This is a genomic window from Aeromonas sp. FDAARGOS 1417 (assembly GCF_019046985.1).
Lineage (GTDB): Bacteria > Pseudomonadota > Gammaproteobacteria > Enterobacterales > Aeromonadaceae > Aeromonas > Aeromonas veronii.
The window spans coordinates 3,753,974-3,778,198 of sequence record NZ_CP077221.1 but is presented as its reverse complement, the minus strand read 5'-3'; the positions used below and the strand labels follow the sequence as shown (position 1 = coordinate 3,778,198).

General features: G+C 60.7%; 20 protein-coding genes. 10 read left to right on the top strand and 10 right to left on the bottom strand.

Annotation, left to right across the window (positions count from 1 at the left end; genetic code table 11):
• Positions 1-61 precede the first annotated feature (61 nt).
• Entirely contained in the window at positions 62-658 is a 597-nt protein-coding gene (gene rdgB, locus I6L47_RS17480; protein WP_005340539.1) for an RdgB/HAM1 family non-canonical purine NTP pyrophosphatase, read from the bottom strand.
• A gap of 238 nt (positions 659-896) precedes the next feature.
• Between rdgB and I6L47_RS17475 the strand changes: the two genes are divergently transcribed.
• The 3 genes from I6L47_RS17475 (at position 897) to I6L47_RS17465 (ending at position 3,803) form a co-directional block, all read left to right on the top strand.
• Positions 897-2,060, top strand: coding sequence for a multidrug effflux MFS transporter (locus I6L47_RS17475; RefSeq protein WP_216947972.1), 1,164 nt, complete (start codon positions 897-899; stop codon positions 2,058-2,060).
• Between the two features lie 135 nt (positions 2,061-2,195).
• Entirely contained in the window at positions 2,196-3,245 is a 1,050-nt protein-coding gene (locus I6L47_RS17470; protein WP_216947971.1) for an oxidoreductase, read from the top strand.
• Between the two features lie 309 nt (positions 3,246-3,554).
• The gene (locus I6L47_RS17465) at positions 3,555-3,803 is read left to right on the top strand and encodes a hypothetical protein (RefSeq protein ID WP_005340533.1); all 249 of its coding nucleotides are present in this window, start codon (positions 3,555-3,557) and stop codon (positions 3,801-3,803) included.
• A gap of 63 nt (positions 3,804-3,866) precedes the next feature.
• Here the strand turns inward: I6L47_RS17465 and rimJ are convergent, their stop codons facing one another.
• Together rimJ and I6L47_RS17455 are read right to left on the bottom strand one after the other, a co-directional pair.
• Complete coding sequence (gene rimJ, locus I6L47_RS17460; RefSeq protein ID WP_159143033.1) at positions 3,867-4,418, bottom strand: ribosomal protein S5-alanine N-acetyltransferase; 552 nt, start codon at positions 4,416-4,418, stop codon at positions 3,867-3,869.
• Positions 4,418-4,972, bottom strand: coding sequence for a GNAT family N-acetyltransferase (locus tag I6L47_RS17455; RefSeq protein ID WP_005340529.1), 555 nt, complete (start codon positions 4,970-4,972; stop codon positions 4,418-4,420). The genes rimJ and I6L47_RS17455 overlap by 1 nt, the downstream gene beginning before the upstream one ends.
• Before the next feature lie 346 nt (positions 4,973-5,318).
• Here I6L47_RS17455 and I6L47_RS17450 point away from each other — a divergent pair, with 346 nt between their 5' ends.
• Positions 5,319-7,094 carry a M4 family metallopeptidase gene (locus I6L47_RS17450; protein ID WP_216947970.1) on the top strand — a complete coding sequence of 592 codons (1,776 nt, stop codon included), beginning with the start codon at positions 5,319-5,321 and terminating at the stop codon, positions 7,092-7,094.
• A 32-nt stretch (positions 7,095-7,126) separates the two neighbouring features.
• Here the strand turns inward: I6L47_RS17450 and I6L47_RS17445 are convergent, their stop codons facing one another.
• The gene (locus tag I6L47_RS17445) at positions 7,127-8,020 is read right to left on the bottom strand and encodes a LysR family transcriptional regulator (RefSeq protein WP_005340524.1); all 894 of its coding nucleotides are present in this window, start codon (positions 8,018-8,020) and stop codon (positions 7,127-7,129) included.
• Between the two features lie 92 nt (positions 8,021-8,112).
• Here I6L47_RS17445 and mdtH point away from each other — a divergent pair, with 92 nt between their 5' ends.
• Both mdtH and I6L47_RS17435 read left to right on the top strand, forming a co-directional pair.
• Positions 8,113-9,309 carry a multidrug efflux MFS transporter MdtH gene (mdtH, locus tag I6L47_RS17440; protein ID WP_005340523.1) on the top strand — a complete coding sequence of 399 codons (1,197 nt, stop codon included), beginning with the start codon at positions 8,113-8,115 and terminating at the stop codon, positions 9,307-9,309.
• A gap of 139 nt (positions 9,310-9,448) precedes the next feature.
• A complete protein-coding gene (locus I6L47_RS17435) occupies positions 9,449-10,360 on the top strand; it encodes a bifunctional helix-turn-helix transcriptional regulator/GNAT family N-acetyltransferase (protein ID WP_216947969.1) in 912 nt (303 codons plus the stop codon).
• Between the two features lie 249 nt (positions 10,361-10,609).
• Here I6L47_RS17435 and prfC read toward each other — a convergent pair whose 3' ends face one another.
• Positions 10,610-12,199, bottom strand: coding sequence for a peptide chain release factor 3 (prfC, locus tag I6L47_RS17430; protein WP_085942070.1), 1,590 nt, complete (start codon positions 12,197-12,199; stop codon positions 10,610-10,612).
• Positions 12,200-12,628: 429 nt separating this feature from the next.
• Here prfC and I6L47_RS17425 point away from each other — a divergent pair, with 429 nt between their 5' ends.
• Positions 12,629-13,351 (top strand): SDR family oxidoreductase, encoded by a 723-nt coding sequence (locus I6L47_RS17425; RefSeq protein ID WP_115522027.1) that lies wholly within the window; start codon positions 12,629-12,631, stop codon positions 13,349-13,351.
• A 140-nt stretch (positions 13,352-13,491) separates the two neighbouring features.
• Here the strand turns inward: I6L47_RS17425 and I6L47_RS17420 are convergent, their stop codons facing one another.
• From I6L47_RS17420 to I6L47_RS17410, 3 genes are all read right to left on the bottom strand, one after another.
• The gene (locus tag I6L47_RS17420) at positions 13,492-15,363 is read right to left on the bottom strand and encodes a diguanylate cyclase (protein ID WP_254204762.1); all 1,872 of its coding nucleotides are present in this window, start codon (positions 15,361-15,363) and stop codon (positions 13,492-13,494) included.
• Positions 15,364-15,556: 193 nt separating this feature from the next.
• Complete coding sequence (viaA, locus tag I6L47_RS17415) at positions 15,557-17,011, bottom strand: ATPase RavA stimulator ViaA (protein WP_216947968.1); 1,455 nt, start codon at positions 17,009-17,011, stop codon at positions 15,557-15,559.
• A 9-nt stretch (positions 17,012-17,020) separates the two neighbouring features.
• Positions 17,021-18,634 carry an ATPase RavA domain-containing protein gene (locus tag I6L47_RS17410; protein WP_216947967.1) on the bottom strand — a complete coding sequence of 538 codons (1,614 nt, stop codon included), beginning with the start codon at positions 18,632-18,634 and terminating at the stop codon, positions 17,021-17,023.
• A 314-nt stretch (positions 18,635-18,948) separates the two neighbouring features.
• Between I6L47_RS17410 and I6L47_RS17405 the strand changes: the two genes are divergently transcribed.
• Together I6L47_RS17405 and rimI are read left to right on the top strand one after the other, a co-directional pair.
• A complete protein-coding gene (locus tag I6L47_RS17405; RefSeq protein ID WP_216947966.1) occupies positions 18,949-19,383 on the top strand; it encodes a DNA polymerase III subunit psi in 435 nt (144 codons plus the stop codon).
• 118 nt (positions 19,384-19,501) lie between these two features.
• Positions 19,502-19,951: a ribosomal protein S18-alanine N-acetyltransferase gene (gene rimI / locus I6L47_RS17400; RefSeq protein ID WP_042656300.1), complete on the top strand. Its 450-nt coding sequence runs from the start codon at positions 19,502-19,504 to the stop codon at positions 19,949-19,951.
• Positions 19,952-19,988: 37 nt separating this feature from the next.
• On the opposite strand, the gene I6L47_RS17395 is transcribed toward rimI, so the two are convergent.
• Complete coding sequence (locus tag I6L47_RS17395; protein ID WP_069554415.1) at positions 19,989-20,534, bottom strand: hypothetical protein; 546 nt, start codon at positions 20,532-20,534, stop codon at positions 19,989-19,991.
• Between the two features lie 185 nt (positions 20,535-20,719).
• Here I6L47_RS17395 and I6L47_RS17390 point away from each other — a divergent pair, with 185 nt between their 5' ends.
• A complete protein-coding gene (locus I6L47_RS17390; RefSeq protein WP_127006904.1) occupies positions 20,720-22,510 on the top strand; it encodes a long-chain fatty acid--CoA ligase in 1,791 nt (596 codons plus the stop codon).
• Between the two features lie 81 nt (positions 22,511-22,591).
• Here the strand turns inward: I6L47_RS17390 and gshA are convergent, their stop codons facing one another.
• A complete protein-coding gene (gene gshA / locus I6L47_RS17385) occupies positions 22,592-24,190 on the bottom strand; it encodes a glutamate--cysteine ligase (protein WP_216947965.1) in 1,599 nt (532 codons plus the stop codon).
• Positions 24,191-24,225: the final 35 nt, after the last annotated feature.

Below are 24,225 nucleotides of genomic sequence, written 5' to 3'. Positions count from 1 at the left end.
CCCCCATTGTAGATGACTATGTGTGATTGACCGTGTGTAACCAACAAGGTGGCGAAGTGACTCAGTGCGCCGCAGCCAGCGCCGCTTTGAGCTTGGCCAGCGCCTGACCGCGATGGCTCAGCTGGTTTTTCAGCTCGGCTGGCATCTGGGCGGCGGTGCAGTCGTGATCCGGCACGAAGAATACCGGGTCATAGCCAAAGCCATGTTGACCGCGCGGCTCGTCGATGATCATCCCTTCCCAGCTCGCCTGACAGATGATGGGGGTGGGATCGTCGGCGTGGCGCATATAGACCAGCACACACCAGAAGCGGGCGCTCTTCAGGTACTCGGGGGCACCTTGCAGCTCGCCGAGCAGCTTCTCGATGTTGGCCTTGTCACCGGCACCCACACCGGCAAAGCGGGCGGAGTAAACGCCGGGGCGCCCTTGCAGCAGATCGACTTCCAGACCGGAGTCATCGGCCACGGCGGGCAGACCGGTAATGCGGGCGGCGTGGCGGGCCTTGATGATGGCATTCTCGACGAAGGTGGTGCCGGTCTCATCGGCATCGGAGACCGCAAACTCGCTCTGTGGGATCACCTGGATCTTCATATCGGCCAGCATGGCGGCCAATTCCTTCACCTTTTTCTGGTTACCTGTTGCCAGGACAAGCTTGTTCATCGAGCACCTCCGCAAAAATAATCTGCGCATTCTATGCGGCGCAAGCGTTTAGTAAAAGCGTCAATTACACCCGCTGTGATGGGGTTACGGGGGATTTGCCGCCATCGAATAACCAGCTTTTTAATACATGTTTCCATAATGGAATAACCAAAGTGATTAAATACCATTTCTATTCATTACTGTGAGTCAGTAGACTCGCGCCCCAATTCATTAACCTGGCTGACTAAAGAGGTGACAGATGCCATTGATACTTTTGCTCGTACTACTGGTGCTGTTCAGTCCGCTGGCTATCGACATCTACCTGCCCGCCATTCCGCAGATGGCCGAGCAGCTGGGCGCCGAAGTAACTCTGATGCAGGGCACCATCACCTGGTTCCTGTTCAGCATGGGGCTGGGGCAACTGCTTGTTGGCCCGCTGGCCGATCGCTACGGTCGCAAGCCCATCGCGCTGGGCGGCGTGCTGCTCTATGGCCTGAGCGCGCTGGGGGCCGGCGTTGCCGCCAGCCTCGGCGAATTGATGCTGGCGCGAGTGCTGCAGGGCTTTGGCGCCTGCGCCACTTCGGTTGCCGCCTTCTCGGTGGTACGTGACAGCTACGGCCCGAAAAAGAGCGGCCAGATGATCTCCTATCTCAATGGCGCCATCTGCTTTATTCCTGCGCTGGCCCCCCTGCTCGGTGGCTGGCTCACCGCCAAGGCGGGCTGGTCTGCCAACTTCTGGTTTATGGCCGGTTATGCGCTCATCGTCGGCAGTTGGCTGATGTGGCGGATGCCGGAGACCCGCCCGGAGGAGACCCGCAGTGAAGGGGCCCTCATCAGCTGGTCCCGCTATAGCCCGGTGCTGCGCTCCCCCAGCTTCCTGTTCAATGCGGCGCTGTGCATGCTGGCGATGGCGGTGATCCTCGCTTATGTCACCGCCGCACCGGTGCAGCTGATGGTGAAACTGGGGCTGGACATGAGCGGCTTTAGCTACTGGTTTACCGCCAACGCCGCGCTCAACATCCTGGCCTGCTTCATGGCGCCGCGCTTTATCGCCAAGGTGGGGCCAAGACGCACCCTGCGCATCGGGCTGCTGGTGTTGATGCTTTCGGCCATCACCCTGACTTTGGCCATACACATCGAGCATCCACTGGCGATGATGGGGCCGGTATTCCTCTCCAGCATCGGCTTTGCCATGATTCTGGGCTCGGCCGCCGGGATGGCGCTGGCACCGTTCGGCCACTGCGCCGGTACCGCCGCCGCTCTGCTCGGCCTGTTCCAGATGAGCGGATCCGGCGCCCTCGTTGGCTTGACCGGTGCCCTGATGCACGACCCGCTCAGCCAGCTGGCGCTGCATATGTGGCTGCTGCTGCCGCCTCTGGTGATGCTGATGACCCGACGCGGCCGCCGCTTGTGTTTGCAATAAATCCTGTGCTCTGATGGGCACATTCGGGGGGCCATCGGCCCCCTTCTCGTTTGTATCGCCTTTACAACGAATGGCCATCCGGCAGAGAGCCTGCGATGGCAACCCCACTCACTCGATGTCAGCGGAGAACTCCCGATGAGCCACACTCTCAACGCAGCCCTGGTGGGCTATGGCTTTGCAGGCAAGACCTTCCACGCCCCCTTCCTCTCCACCACGCCGGGCTTGTCCCTGAGTTGGGTGGTGAGCCGCCATGCCGCCAAGGTGCAGGCCGATCTGCCCGGCAGCCGGGTCGGTTCACTGGAGGAGGTGCTAAGCGATGAGACCGTTGATCTGGTGGTGATCGCCACCCCCAACGACACCCACGCGCCTCTGGCCCGCCAAGCGCTGCTGGCAGGCAAACATGTGGTGATCGACAAGCCCTTCGCACTGGATCTGGCCGAGGCGCAAGCGCTGGTCGAGCTGGCCGAAAAGCAGCAGCGGCTGCTCAGCATCTTCCACAACCGTCGTTGGGACGGGGATTTTCTCACCGTGCGCCGTTTGATTGCCGAGGGGACGCTGGGGCAGATCGCCCAGTTCGAATCCCACTTCGATCGCTATCGCCCCGAAGTGCGCCAGCGCTGGCGCGAAGCGGGTGGCCCGGGTTCCGGCCTCTGGTTCGATCTCGGCCCCCATGTACTGGATCAGGCGCTGCAGCTGTTCGGCCAGCCGGACTGGTTGCAGGCCGATCTGGCCGAGCAGCGCCCCGGCGCACTGGCGGACGACTACTTCCATGTGGTGCTGGGTTACGGTGCTCTGCGGGTTATTCTGCATGGCAGCTGTCTGGTCTCGGCCACCATGCCGCGCTTTGTCATTCACGGCAGCCTGGGTTCGTTCGTGAAATTCGGTATGGATGTGCAGGAAGATCAGCTCAAGCTGGGCAAGCGGCCACCGGCGGCGGATTGGGGCATGGATAGCGAACCCGGTCAGCTCACCCGCATTGTCGACGGTCAGTTGCAGCAGCAGAGCTTGGTGGGTGAGGCGGGGGATTATGGCGCCTACTATCGCGGTGTCTGCGCCGCCATCAAGGGCGAAGGGAGCAACCCGGTGCCAGCAAGTGAAGCGCTGGCGGTGATGGCGCTGCTGGATCTGGCCCGTCAGAGCCACCTTGAGGGAAAACGGCTGCCCTGTCAGAAGCTGTCTGACTAAGGTGCGGGTCATCGGCCGCGCTTGACCAACCTTGACCTTGCTAAACCGCCAAGAGATGGCAGCAAAGCGGTGTTTAATTGTGCAATTAGTGCCATTTAACGGCATCTTGTATTGATATCAGTCGTTGCAGTGGAGCTTTTTATCCACGGCACGAAAAAATGTCATTGTGATATCCGTTTTCATCGGTAACTAATGGGGCTATATTGCGCCCGCCTGCTGCCTCCCGGCTTCTTGTTTCAATACCGGGCAACGGTGGGCGCTGTGATGGTTGCACAGACCATCTCTCCATCTTTTTTTGAGGGAATGCACATGAACAAAGTACTGGTAGCCGGTATCCTGGGTCTGATGTTGACTGCTTGCGGTCAGAAAGAAGAAAAAGCTGCCGCTCCTGCTGCTGCTCCGGCCGCCGAAGTTGCTGCCACTGTAGAAAAAGCCGCTAGCGAAGCCACCTCTACCGTAGAGAAGGCCACCTCCGAAGCGACTGCAACCGTAGAAAAAGCAGCTACCGAAGCCGCTACCAAGGTTGAAGCTGCAGTGAGCGATGCCAAGGCCAACTAAGCCTGCACCTCATTCGAAGACGGGTCCGAAGGCAACTTCGGGCCCGTTTTTTTTATCTGCCGTTCAGGAGGCCGGATTAATCAGCGAGGTAAGGATGTGATCCTCCCAGCGACCATTGATCATCAGATACGCCCGCGCGAATCCCTCCCGCTCGAAGCCAAGCCGCTCCAGCAGGGCGCCACTGCGCTGATTGGCAGGCATATAGCAAGCCATGATGCGATGCAGATCGTGCTCCCGAAACAGGTAGTCGATGGCGGCTGACAGCACCTCTCCCATCACCCCCTGCCCCTGATGCTGCTGGTCGATGGCATAGCCCAGATGACACGCCTTGAAGACCCCCATCAGGATATTGCTGAAGTTGCAGGTGGCGATCACCCGCTCGCCAGCCGGATCGAGGGCCACCAGATTGACGCCGGTGCCGTTGAAGAACTGGCTGTAGCTGTCCTGCAGCCGGGCATGCCAGTAAGAGAGGGTGTAGAAGTGCTCGTCGCGCAGCGGCTCCCACGGGGTAAGGTGGTCGCGGTTGCGCCGGTAGAAGTCGAGCATCATGGGGGCCTGATCCGGCGACAGTATGGTCAGGTGGGTGCGGGCCGTCTTGATATGTGGCAGCGCCATCAGGACTCCCTCTGTCTTAGCCACTCATCGCGCAGCAAGCTGTAGTGGGCATGGTCCACAATCCGGTTGCCCAGCCGCTCTGCGCGCCGGGTCACCCCCTCAAGCTGCATCCCGAGCCGTTCACAAACAGCCCTGCTGGGCTCGTTATCGGTGGCGGCGCTGATCTCCACCTTCTCCATCCCCATCTCCTCGAAGGCGTGGTGGATCAGGGCCTGACAGGCCCGGGTGATGATGCCGTTACCCTGCCAGCGCTCCGCCAGCCAGTAACCAATGACCACCTTGCCAAGGTCGTGATCGATGCTGTTGTAACCTATGACCCCCACCACCTCCCCCTGATACTCGATGGCAGTGGTTAGCCCCTCGCCGCGGGCGAACTTCTCGATGGCACTGCGAATGAAGAGGGCGCTGTCAACGGGGCGCTGGATCAGTGGCGGCCAAGGTAGCCACTGGGAGAGGTACTCCCGGTTGTCATTGCAGAGGGCAAACAGTTCGCTCGCCATATCTGGCTGCAAGAAGAGCAGCGCAAGCTCGTCGTCCAACTGCCATGAAAACATGGGATTCTCCTTTCAAATCAGTGATCAAATAGCGAATCAGCACCCAATGTAGCCAATCGCCACTGGCCGCGCCAGCCACTTTTACGGCCCCCCTCCGGCAGGCGTCACAGAGGATGAAAGCGCACGTACTCTCCTCCCTCAAAAGAGGAGGGTGGGTGTCTGAAACCGGATAATGCTCTCCACATGACGCCGATTAATCCCCCCAAACGGCACTTTGGCAGATCCTGCTACCCCTTTGTGCTGCGCTGTCACTTTTGACAGGGGGCACTTTCCCCCACCGGCACTAGCTTCAAAACGCCCGACCTTCGGTCGGTTTATCAACCTCATCGATTTAAGGAAAGAAGAGATGAATAAAATTTATCTGGCCGTTGCGCTGGCCTGCTGGGGAAGCGCCGCACTGGCGGCGCAAGAGGTAGAGATCAACGTAACGGCAAACGGCATCCGGGCCATGACCGGCCTCAGTGCCGCGAGTGGTACCTTGCAGCTGGAAGATGGCGAGTTTCGTCAGGTGCGGGTGGTCAAGCTGCCCAACGGCCAGCAGCGGATCCGCTACGAGCAGGTCTGGAACGGCATCCCGGTAATGGGTCAGGTGGTGGTGGCTGACAAGAGCCTGAACGGCCAGCTGCAACAGGCCAGTGGACGCATGCTGCGCCAGATCGATCAGGATGTAGCAAGCCCGGCCGCCACCCTCTCGCCACAGGATGCCGCCAGCAAGGCCAAGGCGGGCAGCAAGGGGAACAACGAGCAGGTCAAACTCTACGTGATGCAGGATGAGAACGGGCTGGCCCGGCTGGTTTATCAGGTCTCCTTCATCGCCGAAGGTGACAAGCCAAGCCGCCCCTTCGTCATTCTTGATGCCCAGAGCGGTGAGGAGCTCAAACGCTGGGAGGGGATCAACCACAAGGACGCCACCGGCCCGGGGGGCAACATCAAGACCGGCAAATACGTCTACGGCACCGATTTTGGCCCGCTCATCGTCGATGACAACTGCCGGATGACCAGCCCCAACGTCGATACCATCAACCTCAACCACGCCACCTCTGGCGGCGCCATCCACCAGTTCACCTGCCCGGAGAACCGGGTCAAGGAGATCAACGGCGCCTACTCGCCCCTCAACGACGCCCACTACTTCGGCAACGTGGTGTTCGACATGTACCGCAACTGGTACAACACGGCGCCCCTCACCTTCAAACTGAAGATGCGGGTTCACTACAGCAAGAATTACGAGAACGCCTTCTGGGATGGCAGCCAGATGACCTTCGGTGACGGCGCCACCACCTTCCACCCGCTGGTGAGCCTCGATGTGGCGGCCCACGAGGTGAGCCACGGCTTTACCGAGCAGAACTCCGGGCTGATCTATTCAGGACAATCCGGTGGCATCAACGAGGCCTTCTCCGATATGGCGGGGGAAGCGGCCGAGTTCTACATGAAGGGGAGCAACGACTGGCTGGTCGGTGCCCAGATCTTCAAGGGCAACGGCTCACTGCGCTACTTCGAGGATCCGACCCGGGATGGCAGATCCATCGGCCATGCGGCGGATTATCAGGAGGGGATGGATGTACACCACAGCTCTGGGGTCTATAACCGCGCCTTCTACCTGCTCGCCACCAGCAGCGGCTGGAACACCCGCAAGGCATTTGAAGTCTTCTTGCTGGCCAACCGCCTCTACTGGGGCGCCAACACCAACTACCAGCAAGGGGCCTGCGGCGTCAGCCGGGCGACCGCCGACCTGGGTTACAGTCAGGCGGATGTGGCACGGGCCTTCCAGACCGTCGGGGTCGATGCCAGCTGCGGCACCACGCCGCCACCGAGCGACAACGTACTGCAAAACGGCGTGCCGGTGAGCAACCTCGCCGCCAGCAAGGGTGGCAAGCTCAACTACACCCTGAACGTACCGGCGGGCACTAGGTCGCTGCAGATCAGCAGCAGTGGCGGTACCGGTGATGCCGACCTCTACGTCCGCTTTGGCAGCGCCCCCACCAGCAGCAGTTACGACTGCCGTCCCTACAAGGGGGGCAATAACGAAAGCTGCTCGTTCACCAATCCCAAGGTGGGCACCTGGCATGTGCAGCTGTCAGGGTTTGCAGCGTTCAGCGGCGTGACCCTCAAGGCCAACTACTGATCCACCCGATGCGGGCCTTGTCCCGCATCGCTCTATTCATTGCGCCACCGTTTCGCCAGCGTGCGGGCGGTGGCCAACACGGTTTCCCGGGCCGGGTTGGGCCGCTTGCCACCTCGCCACGCCATCATCACATCCCAATGCTCCTGCGGCAGATTGCGCACATCGAGCCTGACCAACCGCCCCACCTCCAGATCCCGCTTGATGGCCAGCTCCGGCATCAGAGTGATAAACCCGTGTTCCAGCGCCAGATCCCGCGCTGCACTGGCGGGTTGCACCGCATGCAGGGGGCTGGCCGCCCGTCGCAGCCGCCGCAACTGCTGGATAAAGACGTCACACCCCGGCCCCCATACCTGAGGCGCCAGCCGCTGGTCGGCAATATCCTCCAGGGTGAGGCCGTGACAACCGGCCAGCGGATGCAATGGCGAGGCGATAGCGATAATGGGGGAGCAGCAGAGCAGCTCCATCTGCAGGCCCGCAACCGGCGGACGCTTGAGCACAAAGCCGATATCGGCCTCCCCGGTCAGCAGCGACTGCATGATCTCGCCGGAGTGATCCGTGGTGCAGCGGATCTCGAACGGCTCATCCACCAGCTCCATCAATAGCGAGCCAAACACCACCGAAGTGAGGGATGGCAGGCTGGAGAGACGGATACAAGGCAGCGCAGGCGCCCCCTGCAGTGCCAGCCGCCCTTCGCTCAGAGTGGCCAGCGCCGAGCGGGCGGCAGGGAGAAACTCCTCGCAGGCACGGGTCGGCGTCACCCCGCGCCGATGACGCTGAAACAGCGGCGCTCCGAGGCTCTCCTCCAGCTGGGCAATCCGCTGGCTCACCAGCGGTTGTGACCAGCCACGAATGGCCGCCGCCTGGCTGAAGCTGCCCAGCTCGGCCACATCCAGCAGCAGTTGCAGATCGTCCAGATCCATAGACATAAATAATCCTGATATGAAATATAGGTAGTTGTCGTCTACCACTATATCTAAACCCTCTCCAGAATGAAGATATCTGTGAATGAGAGGGCGTTATGGTCGATAGGGCGAGGTTTTGGGGACGCTGGTTTCTGGCGCTGGATACCACACTGGTGATCCTGGGTTTCTTTGTGGTGATGCCGATGATCAGCCTGCGCTTCGTCGATCAACTCGGCTGGGCGGCCGGTCTGGTGGGGCTGGCCCTCGGCCTGCGCCAGCTGACCCAGCAGGGACTGGGGATCTTCGGCGGCTCCCTCGCTGACCGCTTTGGCGCCCGCCCGCTCATCGTCACCGGCATGCTGTTGCGCGCTGTCGGCTTTGCCACCCTGGCCTGGGCCGACAGCGGCGCCATGCTGATTTTCTCCTGCTTCCTCTCCGGACTGGGCGGTTGCCTGTTCGACCCGCCACGGGCCGCACTGGTGATCAAATTTACCCGTCCCCATGAGCGGGGCCGCTTTATCTCCCTGCTGATGATGCTGGAGAGCGCGGGAGCCGTCACCGGTGCGCTGCTCGGCAGCTGGCTGCTGCGTTTTGACTTCACCTACGTCTGCCTGCTGGGCGCCGGACTCTTCACGCTGGCGGCCCTGTGCAACTGGACCCTGCTGCCCGCCTACCGCCTCTCGGTCAAACCGACTCCGATGCGGGAAGGGTTGGGACAGGTGCTGGCGGATCGCGCCTTCTGCCGACTGGTACTGATCCTGAGCGGCTACTACATGCTGTGGGTACAGGTGATGCTGATTTTCCCCATTCTGGTCAAGCAGCTCTCCGGCACAACCACTGCAGTGGGCTGGATGTACAGCCTGGAAACGGCGCTGTCACTGGCGCTGCTCTACCCTATCGCCCGTTTCAGCGAGCGGCGCTATCGGCTGGAGAGCCGGCTGATGGCAGGTATCCTGCTGATGACGGTGGGGATCGGGCTGGTCGCCTTCGTCAGCACCCTCTCCGGCATCTTCGTACTGCTGGCCTGCTTCTATCTGGGGATCATCATCTGTGAACCGGCCCGGGAGACCCTGATGACCCGGCTTGCCAACCCCACAGCCCGCGGCAGCTACATGGGCTTCAGCCGCCTCGGACTGGCGCTGGGGGGCATGACCGGCTATGTGGGCGGCGGCTCCCTCTATGACTTCTCGCTGCAACAGGGACAACCGGCCCTTCCCTGGCTGGTGCTGGGCACCATAGGCGTCGCCACCATGTTGCTGCTGGCCCGCTGCTTCTCCCGCCGCCCGGAGCTGGCTATCAGAGCCGCCGCCTGACGACCGCCCCACCTGCGGCAGCCCAATCAACGGGGCTGCCGCTCACCTCATATTCTGCAAGTCATCACAGCAAAAGGTTGCGAATTACAACTTTTACGCTATTTTAGTTGTCATGCACAACTAAAAAGGAAACCACGATATGGATCCCCGTCCCCTGCGCGCCCTGTCGCGCGATCTGGTTCGCGAACTCGGCATGCTCTCCCAGCAGTGCGGCAATCTGGCCCTCACCCCCATCGAGGCTCACCTGCTGATCGAGCTGGAAAACGCCCCGGCCACCAATCAGCAGCTGGCAGAAAAGCTGCACATCGACAAATCCAACGCCAGCCGTCCGCTGGCCCGCCTCGCCGAGCGGGAGCTCATCAGCTGGCACCCGCACCCCTCCGACGGCCGCAGCAAGGAGGCCCGCCTCACCGTCAACGGTCAGGGGATGCTGCTGGAGTTGCACCGGGAGATGGACGGGGCGATGGAAGAGATGCTGGCGCAGTTGAGCCTGCCCGAGCGGGAGCAGCTGTGGCAAGGACTGCGGCTCTATCGCAGCGCCCTCTCCCGCGCCCGTCGCCAGCGGGGTTACCAGATCCGCCCCATCACGGCGGCGGACAATGCCCAGATCGCCTTGGTAATTCGCGCCGTCTCGGCCGAATATGGCCTCACCGCTGACAAGGGGTATGGGGTATCCGATCCCAATCTCGACACACTCTCCCAGAGCTATCAGGGGGAGAAGAGTCGCTACTGGGTCATCGAAGGGCCGGACGGTTCCATCCTCGGCGGTGGCGGTATCGCGCCATTGGCGGGAGAAGAGGGAGTCTGCGAGCTGCAGAAGATGTACTTTATGCCCACCCTGCGCGGACTGGGTCTTGGCAAGCGGCTGGTGTTGCAGGCGCTGGACGAGGCGCGCACCCTTGGCTATCGACGCTGCTATCTGGAGACCACCGAAGTACTGCGCGAGGCCACCAGCCTCTACGAATCACTGGGCTTTGAACACCTGCCCGGCCCCCTTGGCTGCACCGGCCACGGGGATTGCGAGATCTGCATGGTGCTGACACTGGGGTAGCCCCCTCATCCCCAACCCTTCTCCCGCAAGGGGAGAAGGGGGCAAAAACACTTCCGCGACCTTTCAGGCAGACCTCTGATGGTTCCCTCTCCCTCTGGGAGAGGGCTAGGGTGAGGGCTGCTTGCGACTGGTATATGCTGAACCATTACCCCCTGCATCCCTCCTTAAAACAGGCAAAACGGCACAAAACAAGAGACCCCGCCGAAGCGGGGTCTCTTTTATCTTGTCTGCCGAGCAGGCAAGCACTTATCAGTGCTCGCGAGTCTGGCGGAACTCCACGTCGGGGTGACGCTCCTGCGCCAACCGCAGGTTGACCATGGTCGGCGCGATATAGGTGAGGTTGTCACCACCATCGAGGGCCAGGTTGACCTCGTTCTTGCGCTTGAACTCTTCGAACTTCTTGACGTCGGTCCCTTCCACCCAGCGGGCGGTGGAGACGTTGACCGCCTCGTAGATGGCCTCGACGTTGTACTCGCTCTTGAGGCGCGAAACCACCACGTCAAACTGCAGCACACCGACCGCACCAACGATGAGATCGTTGCTGATCAGCGGACGGAACACCTGTACCGCGCCCTCTTCGGAGAGCTGGACCAGCCCCTTGAGCAGCTGCTTCTGCTTGAGCGGGTCGCGCAGACGGATGCGGCGGAACAGTTCCGGTGCAAAGTTCGGGATACCGGTGAACTTGAGATCCTCACCCTGGGTGAAGGTGTCGCCGATCTGGATGGTACCGTGGTTGTGCAGACCGATGATGTCACCGGCGAAGGCGTCTTCCGCCTGCTCACGGTCACCGGCCATAAAGGTCACGGCGTCGGAGATGTTCACATCCTTGCCGATACGCACATGGCGCATCTTCATGCCCTTGCTGTAAGTACCTGACACGATACGCATAAAAGCGATACGGTCACGGTGCTTCGGATCCATGTTTGCCTGGATCTTGAATACGAAACCGGAGAACTTCTCCTCGGTCGCCACCACTTCGCGGCTCTCGGCCTTGCGCGGCATGGGAGACGGCGCCCAGTCAGTCAGGCCATCCAGCATGTGGTCAACACCGAAGTTACCCAGTGCGGTACCGAAAAAGACCGGGGTCATCTCGCCAGCGATAAAGGCATCGTGATCGAACTCGGGAGAGGCGCCCTGCACCAGCTCCAGCTCGTCGCGCAGCTGCCGGGCCAGATCTTCGCCGACAGCGGCATCCAGATCCGGGTTGTTCAGCCCCTTGACCACCCGCTTCTCCTGGATGGTGTGGCCCTGACCGCTCTGATAGAGATAGGTCTCGTCCTTGTAGAGGTGGTAGACACCCTTGAAGGATTTGCCGCAGCCGATAGGCCAGGTGATGGGGGCGCACATGATCTTCAGCTCGCGCTCTACCTCGTCCATCACTTCCATCGGATCGCGCACTTCGCGGTCCAGCTTGTTCATGAAGGTGAGGATGGGGGTGTCACGCAGACGGGTGACTTCCATCAGCTTGCGGGTCCGGTCTTCAACACCCTTGGCGGCATCGATGACCATCAGGCAGCAGTCGACCGCGGTCAGGGTACGGTAGGTATCTTCGGAGAAGTCCTCGTGACCCGGAGTATCGAGCAGGTTGACCAGGCAGTCGGCATAGGGGAACTGCATCACCGAGGTGGTGATGGAGATACCACGCTGCTTCTCCATCTCCATCCAGTCGGATTTGGCGTGCTGGCCCGAGCCACGGCCCTTGACGGTACCGGCGCGCTGAATGGCCTGTCCAAACAGCAGGACTTTCTCGGTGATGGTGGTTTTACCCGCATCCGGGTGCGAAATGATCGCAAAAGTGCGTCTCTTGGAGACTTCACTCAGAAATTCAGCTGACATAATTCAACGTTCTTCTATTGAGCGGTGGCATCGGCCACCGTGGGAATAAATCCGGAATGCCGCTCATGGCACATGTATACGCAACGAAAGCCACGCCAGCTGGCGTGTTGCCAACCTGGTGGAGAGAGGGAGGAGGGTTGCGTTACATGGGTCTTCTCGCCTGAGTCAAAGCAAAATTGCGCGACATTATACCCGCGCGAGTGAAAAATACCCAGCCTGACAAGAGATGATAATTTGGCCGCCCAGCCGTTACACAGGTTCCAACTGAACAGAAAATCAAACACTCCGAATCGGATGGCAGCATCCGGACCACGTGGAGTTGGCCCCCTCCCCATGCCAGCAACAACCACTCTTGATAAATTTTCATACTTGGACTTTCCCTATCCAGCTACAAATATGTAAATCGTATCTACATAATGAAGAGGTCATTACATGAAACATTCCACCCTGCACAATCAACAGATCGTCATTATCGGTGGTACCTCGGGTCTTGGCCTGGCCACCGCCCAACAGGCGATCGAGCAAGGCGCCAAGGTCATTATCGGCGGTTCCAGCCGTGAGCAGCTTGCCACTGCACTGGCTGAACTGGGGCCAAGTGCCAGTGGCCATCAACTGGATATTCTCGACGTCGACTCCGTCAATCACTTTTTCAGCCAGCTGGATTCGCTGGATCATCTCGTCATCACCGCCGCCGTCATGCGACCAGGCAGCTTTCTCACCGCAGCCATCGAGGACTTGAAAATCAACATGGACAGCCGCTTCTGGGGAAGTGTTCATGCGATCCGCGCCGCAGCACCCAAACTGTCCGAACGCGGCTCCATCGTGCTCACGTCCGGGATGGTGACGCGCCGCCCACAACTAGGTAAAGCACTCCCTGCCGTTGCAGCTGGCGCGGTTGAAACGCTGGCTCATAGTCTGGTTACCGAGCTGACCCCCCGTCGGATCAACGTAATCAACCCGGGCCCCATGCGCACTCCCATGCTGCTTAAAGCGCTGGGCAATGACCCACAAAAAGTGGCCGCAGTGGCGCAAAGCCTGCCGTTGAAACGCTTGGGAGAGGGAGAGGATTATGCGCAGGCCGCGCTATTCCTGATGAGCAATAACAACATGAATGGTGAAGTGCTTCACCTCAATGGCGGCAGCGCCTGGGCATAACGCCCTTCTGACGGTCTTCTGCGCTCGTGCTTGCCAATCTGTCATCGCAGGCAAGAACGAGCGCAGGGGACGAGCATCATCGCCGTATCAGTGTGCCCCCAATAGCGATGACACCCTGCTGAATGACAATACCCAGCCCGTCAGTTATCTGTTTCCACCCGGTTGCGCCCCGCCTCTTTCGCACGATACAGCGCATTGTCAGCACGCTGGATCAAGGCCGCCAGATCCTGATCATCGTCTCGCAGAGAGGCACATCCGATACTGATGGTTACCGGGTACGACATGCCGGGCAGCGCCCGGTTGGCGACCGTGTGACGGATCCGCTCAGCCACCCGGCACGCTTCTTCAAGGCTGGTATCCGGCAGCAGGATCAAGAACTCCTCTCCGCCGGTACGCCCCAACTGATCCTGGTGCCGCAGCTGACGATCTGCCGCCCGAGAGACCCATTGCAGCACCCTGTCTCCTTGATGATGTCCCAGGGTATCGTTGATCCGCTTGAAGTGATCGATATCGAACACCAGCAGACAAAATGGCGCGCCCTGCCTGCGAGCCTGCGCCAACATATCGCTGCCCTGCCGCAGCACCCGACGGCGGTTGTTGATGCCGGTCAGCTCATCGGTAAAGGCCAGACGACGCATCCGACGGTTGCGATCAAGCAGCCACCCCATCGTCAGCAGCGCCAGTACCCCGCAGAGCACCATCACCACCAGCAGCCAGAAACGACGCTCCTTGACCTGCTCCAGCTCCTGCTGCTGCAACTGCTGCTCGATTCTCAGTCGTGCATTATCCCCTTCTTGACGGGCCAGCTCGAACTCGCCGCGAACCCAGGCAATGCTTTGCTCCCGTAACAATTGAGCGAGGAGCTGTTCTTGCGTCAGGTTATCCCGCTGGGCAGCCAACGCCGCAGGATAGTTATGCAACGCCTCCTGTGCCTCAGCACGCAATGCATACAACGTGGTAAGAAACAGTACATAGCCCTTCGCCTTGAGAATGGGCTCAACTCGCTCCAGCGACTGCAGCGCTTGTTCCGGTTGCCCAGCCTGCAGCTGCCACTTGGCTCTCACCAACTCTACACGGCCATAAAGCACGGGATCCACATCTGCCAACAAGACTTTGCTAGCCGCATCCAACAAGCTCTTTGCTTCATCGGGGTTACCCAGCCCGAGCAGGGCCTCGGCCTTCATTATCTGACGAGCGGCATGCTCAATCCGATACCGGATCTGACGGTAGTATGCAGAGCTGAGCTCAAGTTCTGCCAAGGCATCCTGATAACGTTCGGTCCGCAGGTAGATAAGAGCAAGTTGATCGCTAAGCCTGGCCATGCCGAAGCGATCACTGCTGGCGATAAAGTACGGGCGAAGCGGCGCCAAAGCAGCAAATGCATCGGTATAAAGGCCCATACGACGAAATGCTGCAGCAATCTCCAGCTGGACGTGCTGAGACCATGATATCAATCCGAGCCGTTCATAAATGGTGTGCGCCCTGGTAAGATCGACCAACCCTTGGCCTGCCGCGCCGTGAAACGACAACATAGCGCCACGGTGAGAGAGAGCCTGAGCTTCCAGCTTTGGCTCGTGGGCGACCCTGGCCCGTTGCAGCCCCTCATCGTAGTCCTTGCGGGCATGTGCCACATCACCCAGTAGCTGATTGAACCAACCACGACAAATGGTCAGGTCTGCCATAGCAACGCCATCCTGCTGCTGGTACGCCAGCAACAATTGGGCATTGGCATAGGTAACAGCCGCACTGGACTTCTGCATGTCATCGGCAGATTGTGCCCAACAGGTCAGACGCCTGATCCGCATCAGCTGCGATTGTGAATAAGAATCCCCCTCCTGCAATAACTGGTTAAGTCGCTCGCTCTGTAACTCTATAAGCTGGTAGGTTCGCTCCATCTCATCAAGCACCCCTTCCAGCTGGGCAGGAGCCAAAGGATAAGCCGCAAGCCTGAACGCTGCCAACAAAAGCAGTACAGCGAGATGACGCATAAACTCTCCGGATAAAATGGGCAATCCGATACTACATGACTATTGTTATTGTTCCCTTCTGCCACCACCGTTGTAAAGGGAAGCGCCGCCGCAGGAAGCCCAAAGATATGTCCACCGGACCCACAGTAGCGAATCATCGTCGAGTCAGGATGAGCTCCGGCCGAATCAGGGAGGGGGAAAATCGCAATCAGATGCCCAACTGGTGTCCTCTATATCGTCACATATGCTGCCAGCGCCGCAGCAGCCGACCGCGCAGGCCACAATCGAGCAGCCAGCTGTTGTCAAATACCCGCAGCAGCGCCTGCTTGGCGTGGCGGGACATGGCGACGGCGTGAAAACGGGTCTGGCGCTGGCGATAGCGGTTCATCTGATCGAGCAGGGGATGAGGCAGGCTCTGGGCGATAAAGTCGGAGATGACCAGTACATCCGCCTTGGCAAAGGCGGGATCATCGAGCTTGGCCAGCGCTTTTTCCAGGCAGGGCACCAGATCGGTACCGCCGTGAAAACTCATGGAGAGGAAGCGCTCCGCCTTGTCCAGCCCGGTATCCGCGGTGATCTCGAGGGTCGCCACCTCGGTGGAGAAGAGCATCAGGTAGCAGCCGCGCTTCTCATCCATCGCCACCTTGAGCAGCGCCAGAAACAGCGCCTTGGCACACTCCTCGGGATATCCCCCCATAGAGCCGGAGGTATCGACGCAGACGATAAAGGGGCCCCGTTGCTGCAACTGCTGGCCCCCCTGCTCCGGGGTGCGCAGCATGATGCGCTGACGCGGCAAGGTGCCACGTGACTGGTAGCTGATCAGACGCCGCTCCAGATAGCGGCGATAGAACTCCAGCTCCAGCTCCGGCAGCCCCAGCATCACAGCTTCACTTGGCAATAACCGCATCAGATCGTTCGCCTGATGGATGCCTACCAGATCGTCCGGCACATCGTCGCTGGGGGCTGGCTCCAGCTCCAGCACCTGAACCGGCGGCACAGGTTGCTCCTGCGCCCGCCGATCCCGCTCGCTGCGCCCGAGCAGACCGGCAATCTCCGCCAGCAAGGGCTCGCGCTGCAACATGCGGGCATACTGCTTGACCAGCACCAGACTGCGCTTGTGCCAGTGCCCCTGCGCCAGATCCCAAAGGCCGCCCGCGGAGATCTGGTTGGGATCGAGGGCATCGGCCAGGGTGCGGCTCGCCAGCAGCTGATCTTCAATCTCCTGACGCTGCTTCTCCCGCTCCGCTTCGGCGATCTGCTGCTGCAGTTGCAGCAGGCTCCCCACCAGACTGGCGCGCCACTTGTCGATAAAGAGCTGGCGCAGCCCCTCGGTGGGGTGAGCCGTCAGCTGACGCACCAAGGATCTGGCCTCACCAGCGAAGGGGCTGTACTGCTCCAGCGACTCCAGCAGGCCGGGCAGGCGACCAATCAGCTCGGTCATCGGCAGTTGCCGATGCGCCTGATAGAGCAGGTACTCCTGCTCCAGCGCCACTGGCACCGGCTTGTGACGGATCTCCTCACCAAGCTGCTCGCCCCAACTCTGCAGGCGCTTTTTCAGCAGCTTGCCCTGTAGCGGGGAGCGTTTGATAAATTCGGAAATCTTGGGCGAGGCCGCCAGCAGGAGCGCCACCTCACCCGCAAGCTCCCCTTCGCCAATCAGGAGCCCCAGATCCAGCATGCCGATCTCAAGCATGAGCGCTCCTTACTCGTCCAGCCTTGGCAACCGCTCGCGCCACTGGGTCAGCTCGTTGCGCAGCAGTTCGAGATCCCGGTTCAGCACGAAGAAGCTGTCCTCCACCTGCTGCAACCAGCGTGAGTCGATAAAGAGGTGTTGTTGGTGACGCTCGAACAGGCTGCGCTGCTGCTTGAGCATCTGCATCACCTTGCCGACCTGAACCAGCTGCTCGTCGAGCGACTGCAACCAGGGCGCCAGCACCACCTCGGGGATGGCGTTGCGCTCCATCAGCACCAACGGGATCTGCTGGCGCTGGATATCGAGCACCTGCAGCCGCAACTCATCGTCCAGCACCAGCTCATAATGCCCCTCTTTCGGGTTGCCGAACTCATAACCCACCAGCGCCTCGCCGGTCGGATGCCAATGGGAGAGCAAGGTGCGATCGAACACCAGGGTGCGGGTGAGCCGTTCAGGATCGCCGCCATCCAGCGGCGCCGGGGTGAGCAGATGGAAGTGCACCTGCTTGCCAAAGGGTCTGGCATTGGCGAGCGGGATCTCGATGCCCCGAGCCCGCCGGCCAAACCACTGCTTGCGTTGCCGGGCCTTTGTGCACAGGCGCTGGGCCACGCTCTGTTTGAGCTGTTTGAACTGATCCCGAAGGGCGAGTAGCTGACGGGTCATCGCCAGTTGCTGATAGCCGTAGAGACGGGAGAATTCGGTCATCATCTCCAGCAGGGCGGTGCGGGACTCCTCGTCATGCCAGAGACAATCCTTGAACAGCAGCAGATCTACCGGTGCGACCTCGTCGCGGCCATTGAAGAAGGCACTCGCCTTGATAAGCCGTACCGCCTTCTTCCAGCGACGATCCGACACATAGCAGCGATGGGCCAGCTGACTGTCGAGCTGCTGGCGCAGCTGATAGATGAGCTCGAAACAGGCATCTGGCAGGCGCACCTGTTCAATCTGGCTCTGCCACTGCTCGTACTCATCCCCCCGGATCTGCAGGGATTCCGGCAGATTCTGGTGGGCGTGACCATCGCTGGCCAGCATGGATTGAAAGTTGGCTTTCTCCTGCACCCGGTCCATCCAGATCCGCACCAGCATCCGGTCGTAGAGCGCTTCCAGCCCGCTGTCCGGTGCCGGCAGCTCGTTGGAGGCGGTCACCAGCAATCGCATCGGGATAGGGTGCTGGCTGTCGCCGTTGCGAAACTGCCGCTCGTTGATGGCGGTGAGCAGGGTGTTGAGGATGGCAGGGCCCGCCTTCCAGATCTCGTCGAGGAACACCACTTCGGCCTCAGGCAGATAGCCTGTGGTGAGGCGCAGGTATTTGCCATCCTCTTTCAGCGCCTGAATAGAGAGGGGGCCAAACACCTCCTCCGGCGTACTGAAACGGGTCATCAGGTATTCAAAGTGGCGGGCGTCGTGAAAGGCCAGCTTGAGGCGGCGGGCAATCAGGCTCTTGGCAATACCGGGTGGCCCCAGCAAGAAGACACTCTCGCCACTGAGGGCAGCCAGCAGACCGAGGCGCAAGGCATCCTGCCGTTCGTAGAGTCCCTCACCGAGGGCGGCCAGCAGCCGGGGCAAGCGCTCCTGGATGGGAATAAGACGCGCAGGGTTCTGGGCTTGAGCTAAAGACGACATAGAGAGTGTTCCGAAGCTGGGATGATGTTAGCCCCAAGGCGCGATATCCATTTGCTCGACCTTGGGTTTTGTCTTGTTATGATGTTTATTCTGGTATCTCTTGCCACACAATACCCGCCTCTGGCAGGGAAAAACGCAAGGTCGGCGTGATACCGTATCGGCAGCGTGCTGCGCCCATGCATAGCCAGTGTCGTGATGAGCACCATGCCCGCATGCGCCAGATGATACGTTGCAAAGGGTGCAGCAAAAGCGGTTCGAGTGTACCCTGCGCAACACAATTTTCCCCAATGCAGATCAAGAGTGAGTCGCCTCAAATGCAAGATCCCGTTCGTCAGAGCATGTTGGCCCGCATGGGCATTCAAAGCTGGCAACTGCGTCGTCCGGCATTGCTGGGCGCACCACCCGCTCCCGAGCTTGCGCAAAACGCCACACACCCGGGCCACACGGCACCGGCCACCCGCGCTCCGCTACCCAGCGGCAAACTCTGGCTGCTGGCGCCTCAGCTGCCTGCCACCACGCTGCTGGCGGATATCTGCCAGTTGCTCGGCATGACCCCCGACGAGGTCTCACTGCTCAGCGAACTGCCATCTGCCGACCTGCAAACGGCGGACGCCTCCCCCCTGCTCTGGCTGACGGAGGCCAACCCCGAGCGGCCAAATGCGCTGATCTGCCCGCTCACCCCCAGCGCAGCGCAAAAGCGCGCCCTGTGGCAACAACTGCGCCAACACCTTGCGGCCAACGCGGCGTGACCCTGCATCATGCCGCCAAGACCCACTGTGATGCTGCTCTTTTTACCTGATTTTACAAATGCCGCCTCTGCAACCTCTGTTAACCCCAGTGCCCAACATCTTGCCATCCGGAGCCCCCATGCCTGAGTTTCGTCCCCTGCTCGAGAGCGATTTCGACCTTGTCTACCCCATCGAGCAAGCCGCTCACAAGGAGCCCTGGAGCCAGGCCAACCTGCTCTCCTGCTTCGGTCCTCGCTATCTCAACGGTTTGATGCTGGTCGATGGTCGCCCGGCGGGCTTCTATATCTCGGATCTGGTGGCCGGTGACAGCTCGCTGATGAACATCTGCGTGCATCCGGCGTTTCAGGGCAAGGGGTTGGGACGAGCGCTGTTGCAGGCCTATCTGGCGCGCAGCAAGCAAGCCGGGGCAGAGGCCTGGTTTCTCGAGGTACGGGCCGGTAACCAGACCGCAATCAACCTCTACGAGAGCGCCGGTTTTGCCGAGTATTGCCGCCGCGCCGACTACTACGGCACCGGCAACGACAGGGAAGATGCGGTGCTGATGTCGCGACTGTTCGATTTCGGCTGATCCAGCCTGTTCGTCGCGCCCATGCCTTTTGTCCCCCTCAATCGAGGGGGGCGTTGTCCAGCGCGGGATCCTGCAAGGCCAGAGTGGTATGCACTACCGCCTCGAATCCGGCACCGGAGAGCGGCATATAGAAGCCACGCTGCCAGGTTTTCCCCGGCATCCAGATCTGGTCGATATCCACCACTATCTTGATGGGTCTGAGGGGCTGGCCCGGCTGCTGGATATAGATGCCGGGCGGCGTGGCGACTTTGGGAAAGCGGCGCAGGATCTGCTCGCTGCCATCCCCCTTGCCCGGGTTGAGCCGCACTTTCACCAACCGGGCAAGCGGGCCAGCCATCTCCTTGCTCTGCCAGAATTTCTTCTCCAGATCGCCGCAACGGCGGCACTTGGGGGTCTCCAGCACATAGAGCAGCGGATAGCCCAACGCCAGCGCCTGTTGCTGCGCCTGCTGATACCCATCGGCCCCCTGATACCAGGGATTGGCGGGCCCCTGTGATGACGTTCCGGCAAAGAACCAAAACGCAGCGCCCCCCACCACCATCAGCCCGACCGCGGCCAACGCCCCTTTCACCCACAGATTCATATCGTTAACCCTCTCTCTGCCTCCTAGCAGTATCGGCCAGTCTGCGCAAAGGGAGAGCTATTTGCGCTCTTTGTGATCCAAGACAAACGGCGAACACTTGTAAGCTGTAATGTTGGAGTTTAAACTCTAGCCCGATTTTTAGTGCCCTCGCGGGCGTACAACTGTAATTAAAGGATGTTTAACTGATGCCGAAGCTTCATCTGGTTCGACTGATGCGTGAACGTATTGCCCAGCTTGGCAACAAGGCTGCCCTGCGGGTTCAGCAAGATGGTCAGTGGCGCGCCATCGGCTGGCGTACTCTGGGCCAGGCCATGGACTACTGCGCACAGGCACTGATCCGTGCCGGCCACCAGCCAACCGAAATGGTCGGCATCTATGCCCGCAACATGCCGGAGTGGACCCAGGCCGATCTCGGCATCCTTGCCGCCCGCGGTGTCAGCGTCCCTATCTATCCCACCAGTACGCTCGATCAGCTGCGCTACATCGTCAAAGATGCCGGCATCAAGGTACTGTTCGTTGGCGAACAACCCCAGTTCGATCAGGCGCTGCAACTGATTGAAAGCGGCGAGATCCGCCAGCTCATCGCCCTCGACGGCAGCGTCAACCTGCGCGGCTGCGAGCAGGCGAGCCACTTCCAGACATTTCTGGTCTCCGGCAACCATCAGCCCAGCGAGCAGGAACTGCGAGTACGGGAAACCCAGTACCGGATGGATGATCTGCTGACCCTGATCTACACCTCCGGCACCACAGGCGAGCCCAAGGGGGTCATGCTCGACTTCAGCAACATCGCCGCCTGTTTCGAGATGCACAACAGCCGCCTCGACCTCAATCAGCAGGATGTGTCGCTCTGCATGCTGCCGCTCAGCCACGTGTTTGAGCGGGCCTGGAGCTACTACGTGCTCTACTGTGGTGCCGAGAACGTCTATATCCGCGATCCGCAGAAGGTGATGGATGTGATTGGCGAGGTGCAGCCGACCGTGATGTGCGCCGTGCCTCGCCTCTACGAGAAGGCCTATGCCATGATCCAGGCCAAGGTGGCTCAGGCTCCGGCTCTGCGTCGTGCCCTGTTTGGCTGGGCGACCAAGGTCGGCAAGCAGATGGTTGCCACCCGTCAGGCAGGCAAGTCCGCTTCCCCGCTGCTCTACGGCCAGCTCTGGCTTGCCGAGCGACTGGTGTTTCGCAAGCTGCGCGCCCGTTTTGGCGGCCGCACCCGCTTCCTGCCGGTGGCGGGCGCCCGCTTGGCCGACGATGTGAACCTCTTCTTCCAGGCGATGGGGCTCAACCTCAAGTACGGCTACGGCATGACCGAGACCACCGCCACTGTCTGCTGCTACGAAGACAGCCAGTTCAAGCTGGGCTCCATCGGCACGGCACTGAACGGCATCGAAGTGAAGCTGGGTGAGAACAACGAACTGTTGGTGCGCTCCCCCACCGTGATGCGCGGCTACTACAACAAGCCGGACGCCACCGCAGAAGTGATGACCGAGGATGGCTTCCTGCGTACCGGCGATGCCGGTGAGCTCGACAGCCAGGGCAATATCTACTTCACCGAACGCCTCAAGGAGCTGATGAAGACCTCCAACGGCAAATACGTGGCTCCGCAACTGGTGGAAGGGACCATCGGCAAGGATCGCTTTATCGAGCAGATCGCCATCGTCGCCGATGCACGCCACTTCGTCTCGGCGCTGATCGTCCCCTGCTTCGAGTCGCTTGAGGAGTACGCCCGCTCCATCAACCTGCAGTACCAGTGCAAGACCGAGCTGCTGCGCCACTCCCGGGTAATGGAGTTCTTCGAAGCCCGCATCGCCGATCTGCAAAAAGAGCTGGCCAAGTTCGAGCAGGTGAAGAAGTTCACCCTGCTGCCGAGCGCCTTCTCCATGGAGCTGGGTGAACTGACCCCCACCATGAAGCTGCGCCGCAAGATCATCGAGGCCAAGTACCAGAGCGAAATCGAGGCCATGTATAACCACGTCTGATATCGCTCAGGTTCAGAGAAATAAAAAAGCCGCTCACTCGAGCGGCTTTTTGTTGGCACTTTGGTTGGTACGAACCCGCCTTCAGGCCGGGGTCTTACTGGTCCCGAAGTAGTCGGCCAGGAAGTCATCGAACGACAGGCTGTCGCTGCGCTCGCGTTCGCGCTGTTTGGCCAGCGAATCCTTCGCCTCACCGGCAAAGTAGGCCTCATCCCAGTACTGCAGCTCCCCTGCCAGCAGCTCCTCGCGATAGCGGGTCGCCAGCTTGTCGCCGTAGCAGCCGTTGTCCTTGCCGCTCTCCAGCAACTCCCTGAGCATGCGGGCGGAGTAGGTGAGCTCGGGGTTGAGCAGCTTCTCGCGATGCATCGCCAGCGTCTCGCGATAGCGGTTGCGGCCGCAGCAGCGATCCAGCAGATCGGCCACCTGAGCCAGCTCGTCAAACAGTTTGAGGCCGTACTCTTTGAGGCCAATGGCATTGCCCTGCTCATCTTCCAGCGTCAGGCCGGGACGACGCCCTTCCAGCACCACCTTGTTCTGGTTGCGGCGGTTGCGGGCAATCTCCTCGTCACTCAGCACCGGAGAGGGGCGCAGCAGGCACCAGACCAGGAACAGATCGAAGAAGCGGATCTGGTCGGCATCGATGCCGAGCGGGGTGAAGGGGTTAACGTCTACAGTACGCAGCTCGATGTATTCGATGCCGCGCTGATCCAGCGCATCCGAGGGCTTCTCGCCGCTGCGCGGGGTGCGCTTGGGGCGGATCGGGGCGTAGAGCTCGTTCTCCAGCTGCAACACGTTGTCGTTGAGCTGACGATACTCCCCATCCACCTTGACCCCGATCTTGGCAAAGTCAGGATTGTGGGTGTTGATGGCGCGGCGCAGGCTGCTGACATAGGCAGGCAGATTGTCGTGGCTGATCTTGAGCCCAGCCTGGGCGCTGTTGGTGTAACCGAGATCAGAGAGACGCAGCGCGGTGGCGTAAGGCAGATAGAGGGTGCCCTTGCCGGTCTTCTCGAACGGCAGGTTGCTCTTGCGCCCCTTGAGGAAGGATTCGCAGATGGCCGGGGAGGCGCCAAACAGATAGGGCACCAGCCAGCCGAAGCGGTAGACGTTGCGAATAAGCCCCATGTACTTGTCGGAGATAAAGCGCTGGCTGCAGCACCCTTCGCACACCAGATCCTGCCACTCGCTCCAGAAGCTGTCGGGCATGGAGAAGTTGAAGTGCACCCCGGCGATCACCTGCATCAGGCTGCCGTAGCGGTTCTTCAAGCCCTGACGGTAGAGGGTCTTCATCTTGCCGATGTTGGAGCTGCCGTACTGAGCCAGTCGGATGCTCTCTTCCCCGCCGACGAAGCAGGGCATGGAGAGCGGCCAAATCCGCTCGTCACCCAGATGCTGAATCACATGGTGATGGATGTCGCCGAGCTGTTCCATCAAGCTGTCGATGGAGTCGGTGGCCGGGGTGATGAACTCCAGCAGGCTCTCCGAGTAGTCGGTGGTGATATTGGGATGGGTCAGGGCCGAGCCCAGCGCCCGGGGATGGTCACTCTGGGCGAGTCGGCCATCCGGCGTGATGCGCAGGCATTCACGTTCGATCCCGCGCCGGATCCCCTTGAGCGCGGTGAGGCGCTCCGGTGATCCCAACGCATTCAGCAACTCGGTGAGCGACAAGCTTGTTGTAGTCATATTCACGGCTCATGTGAGGCCGCCCCATCCGGGGC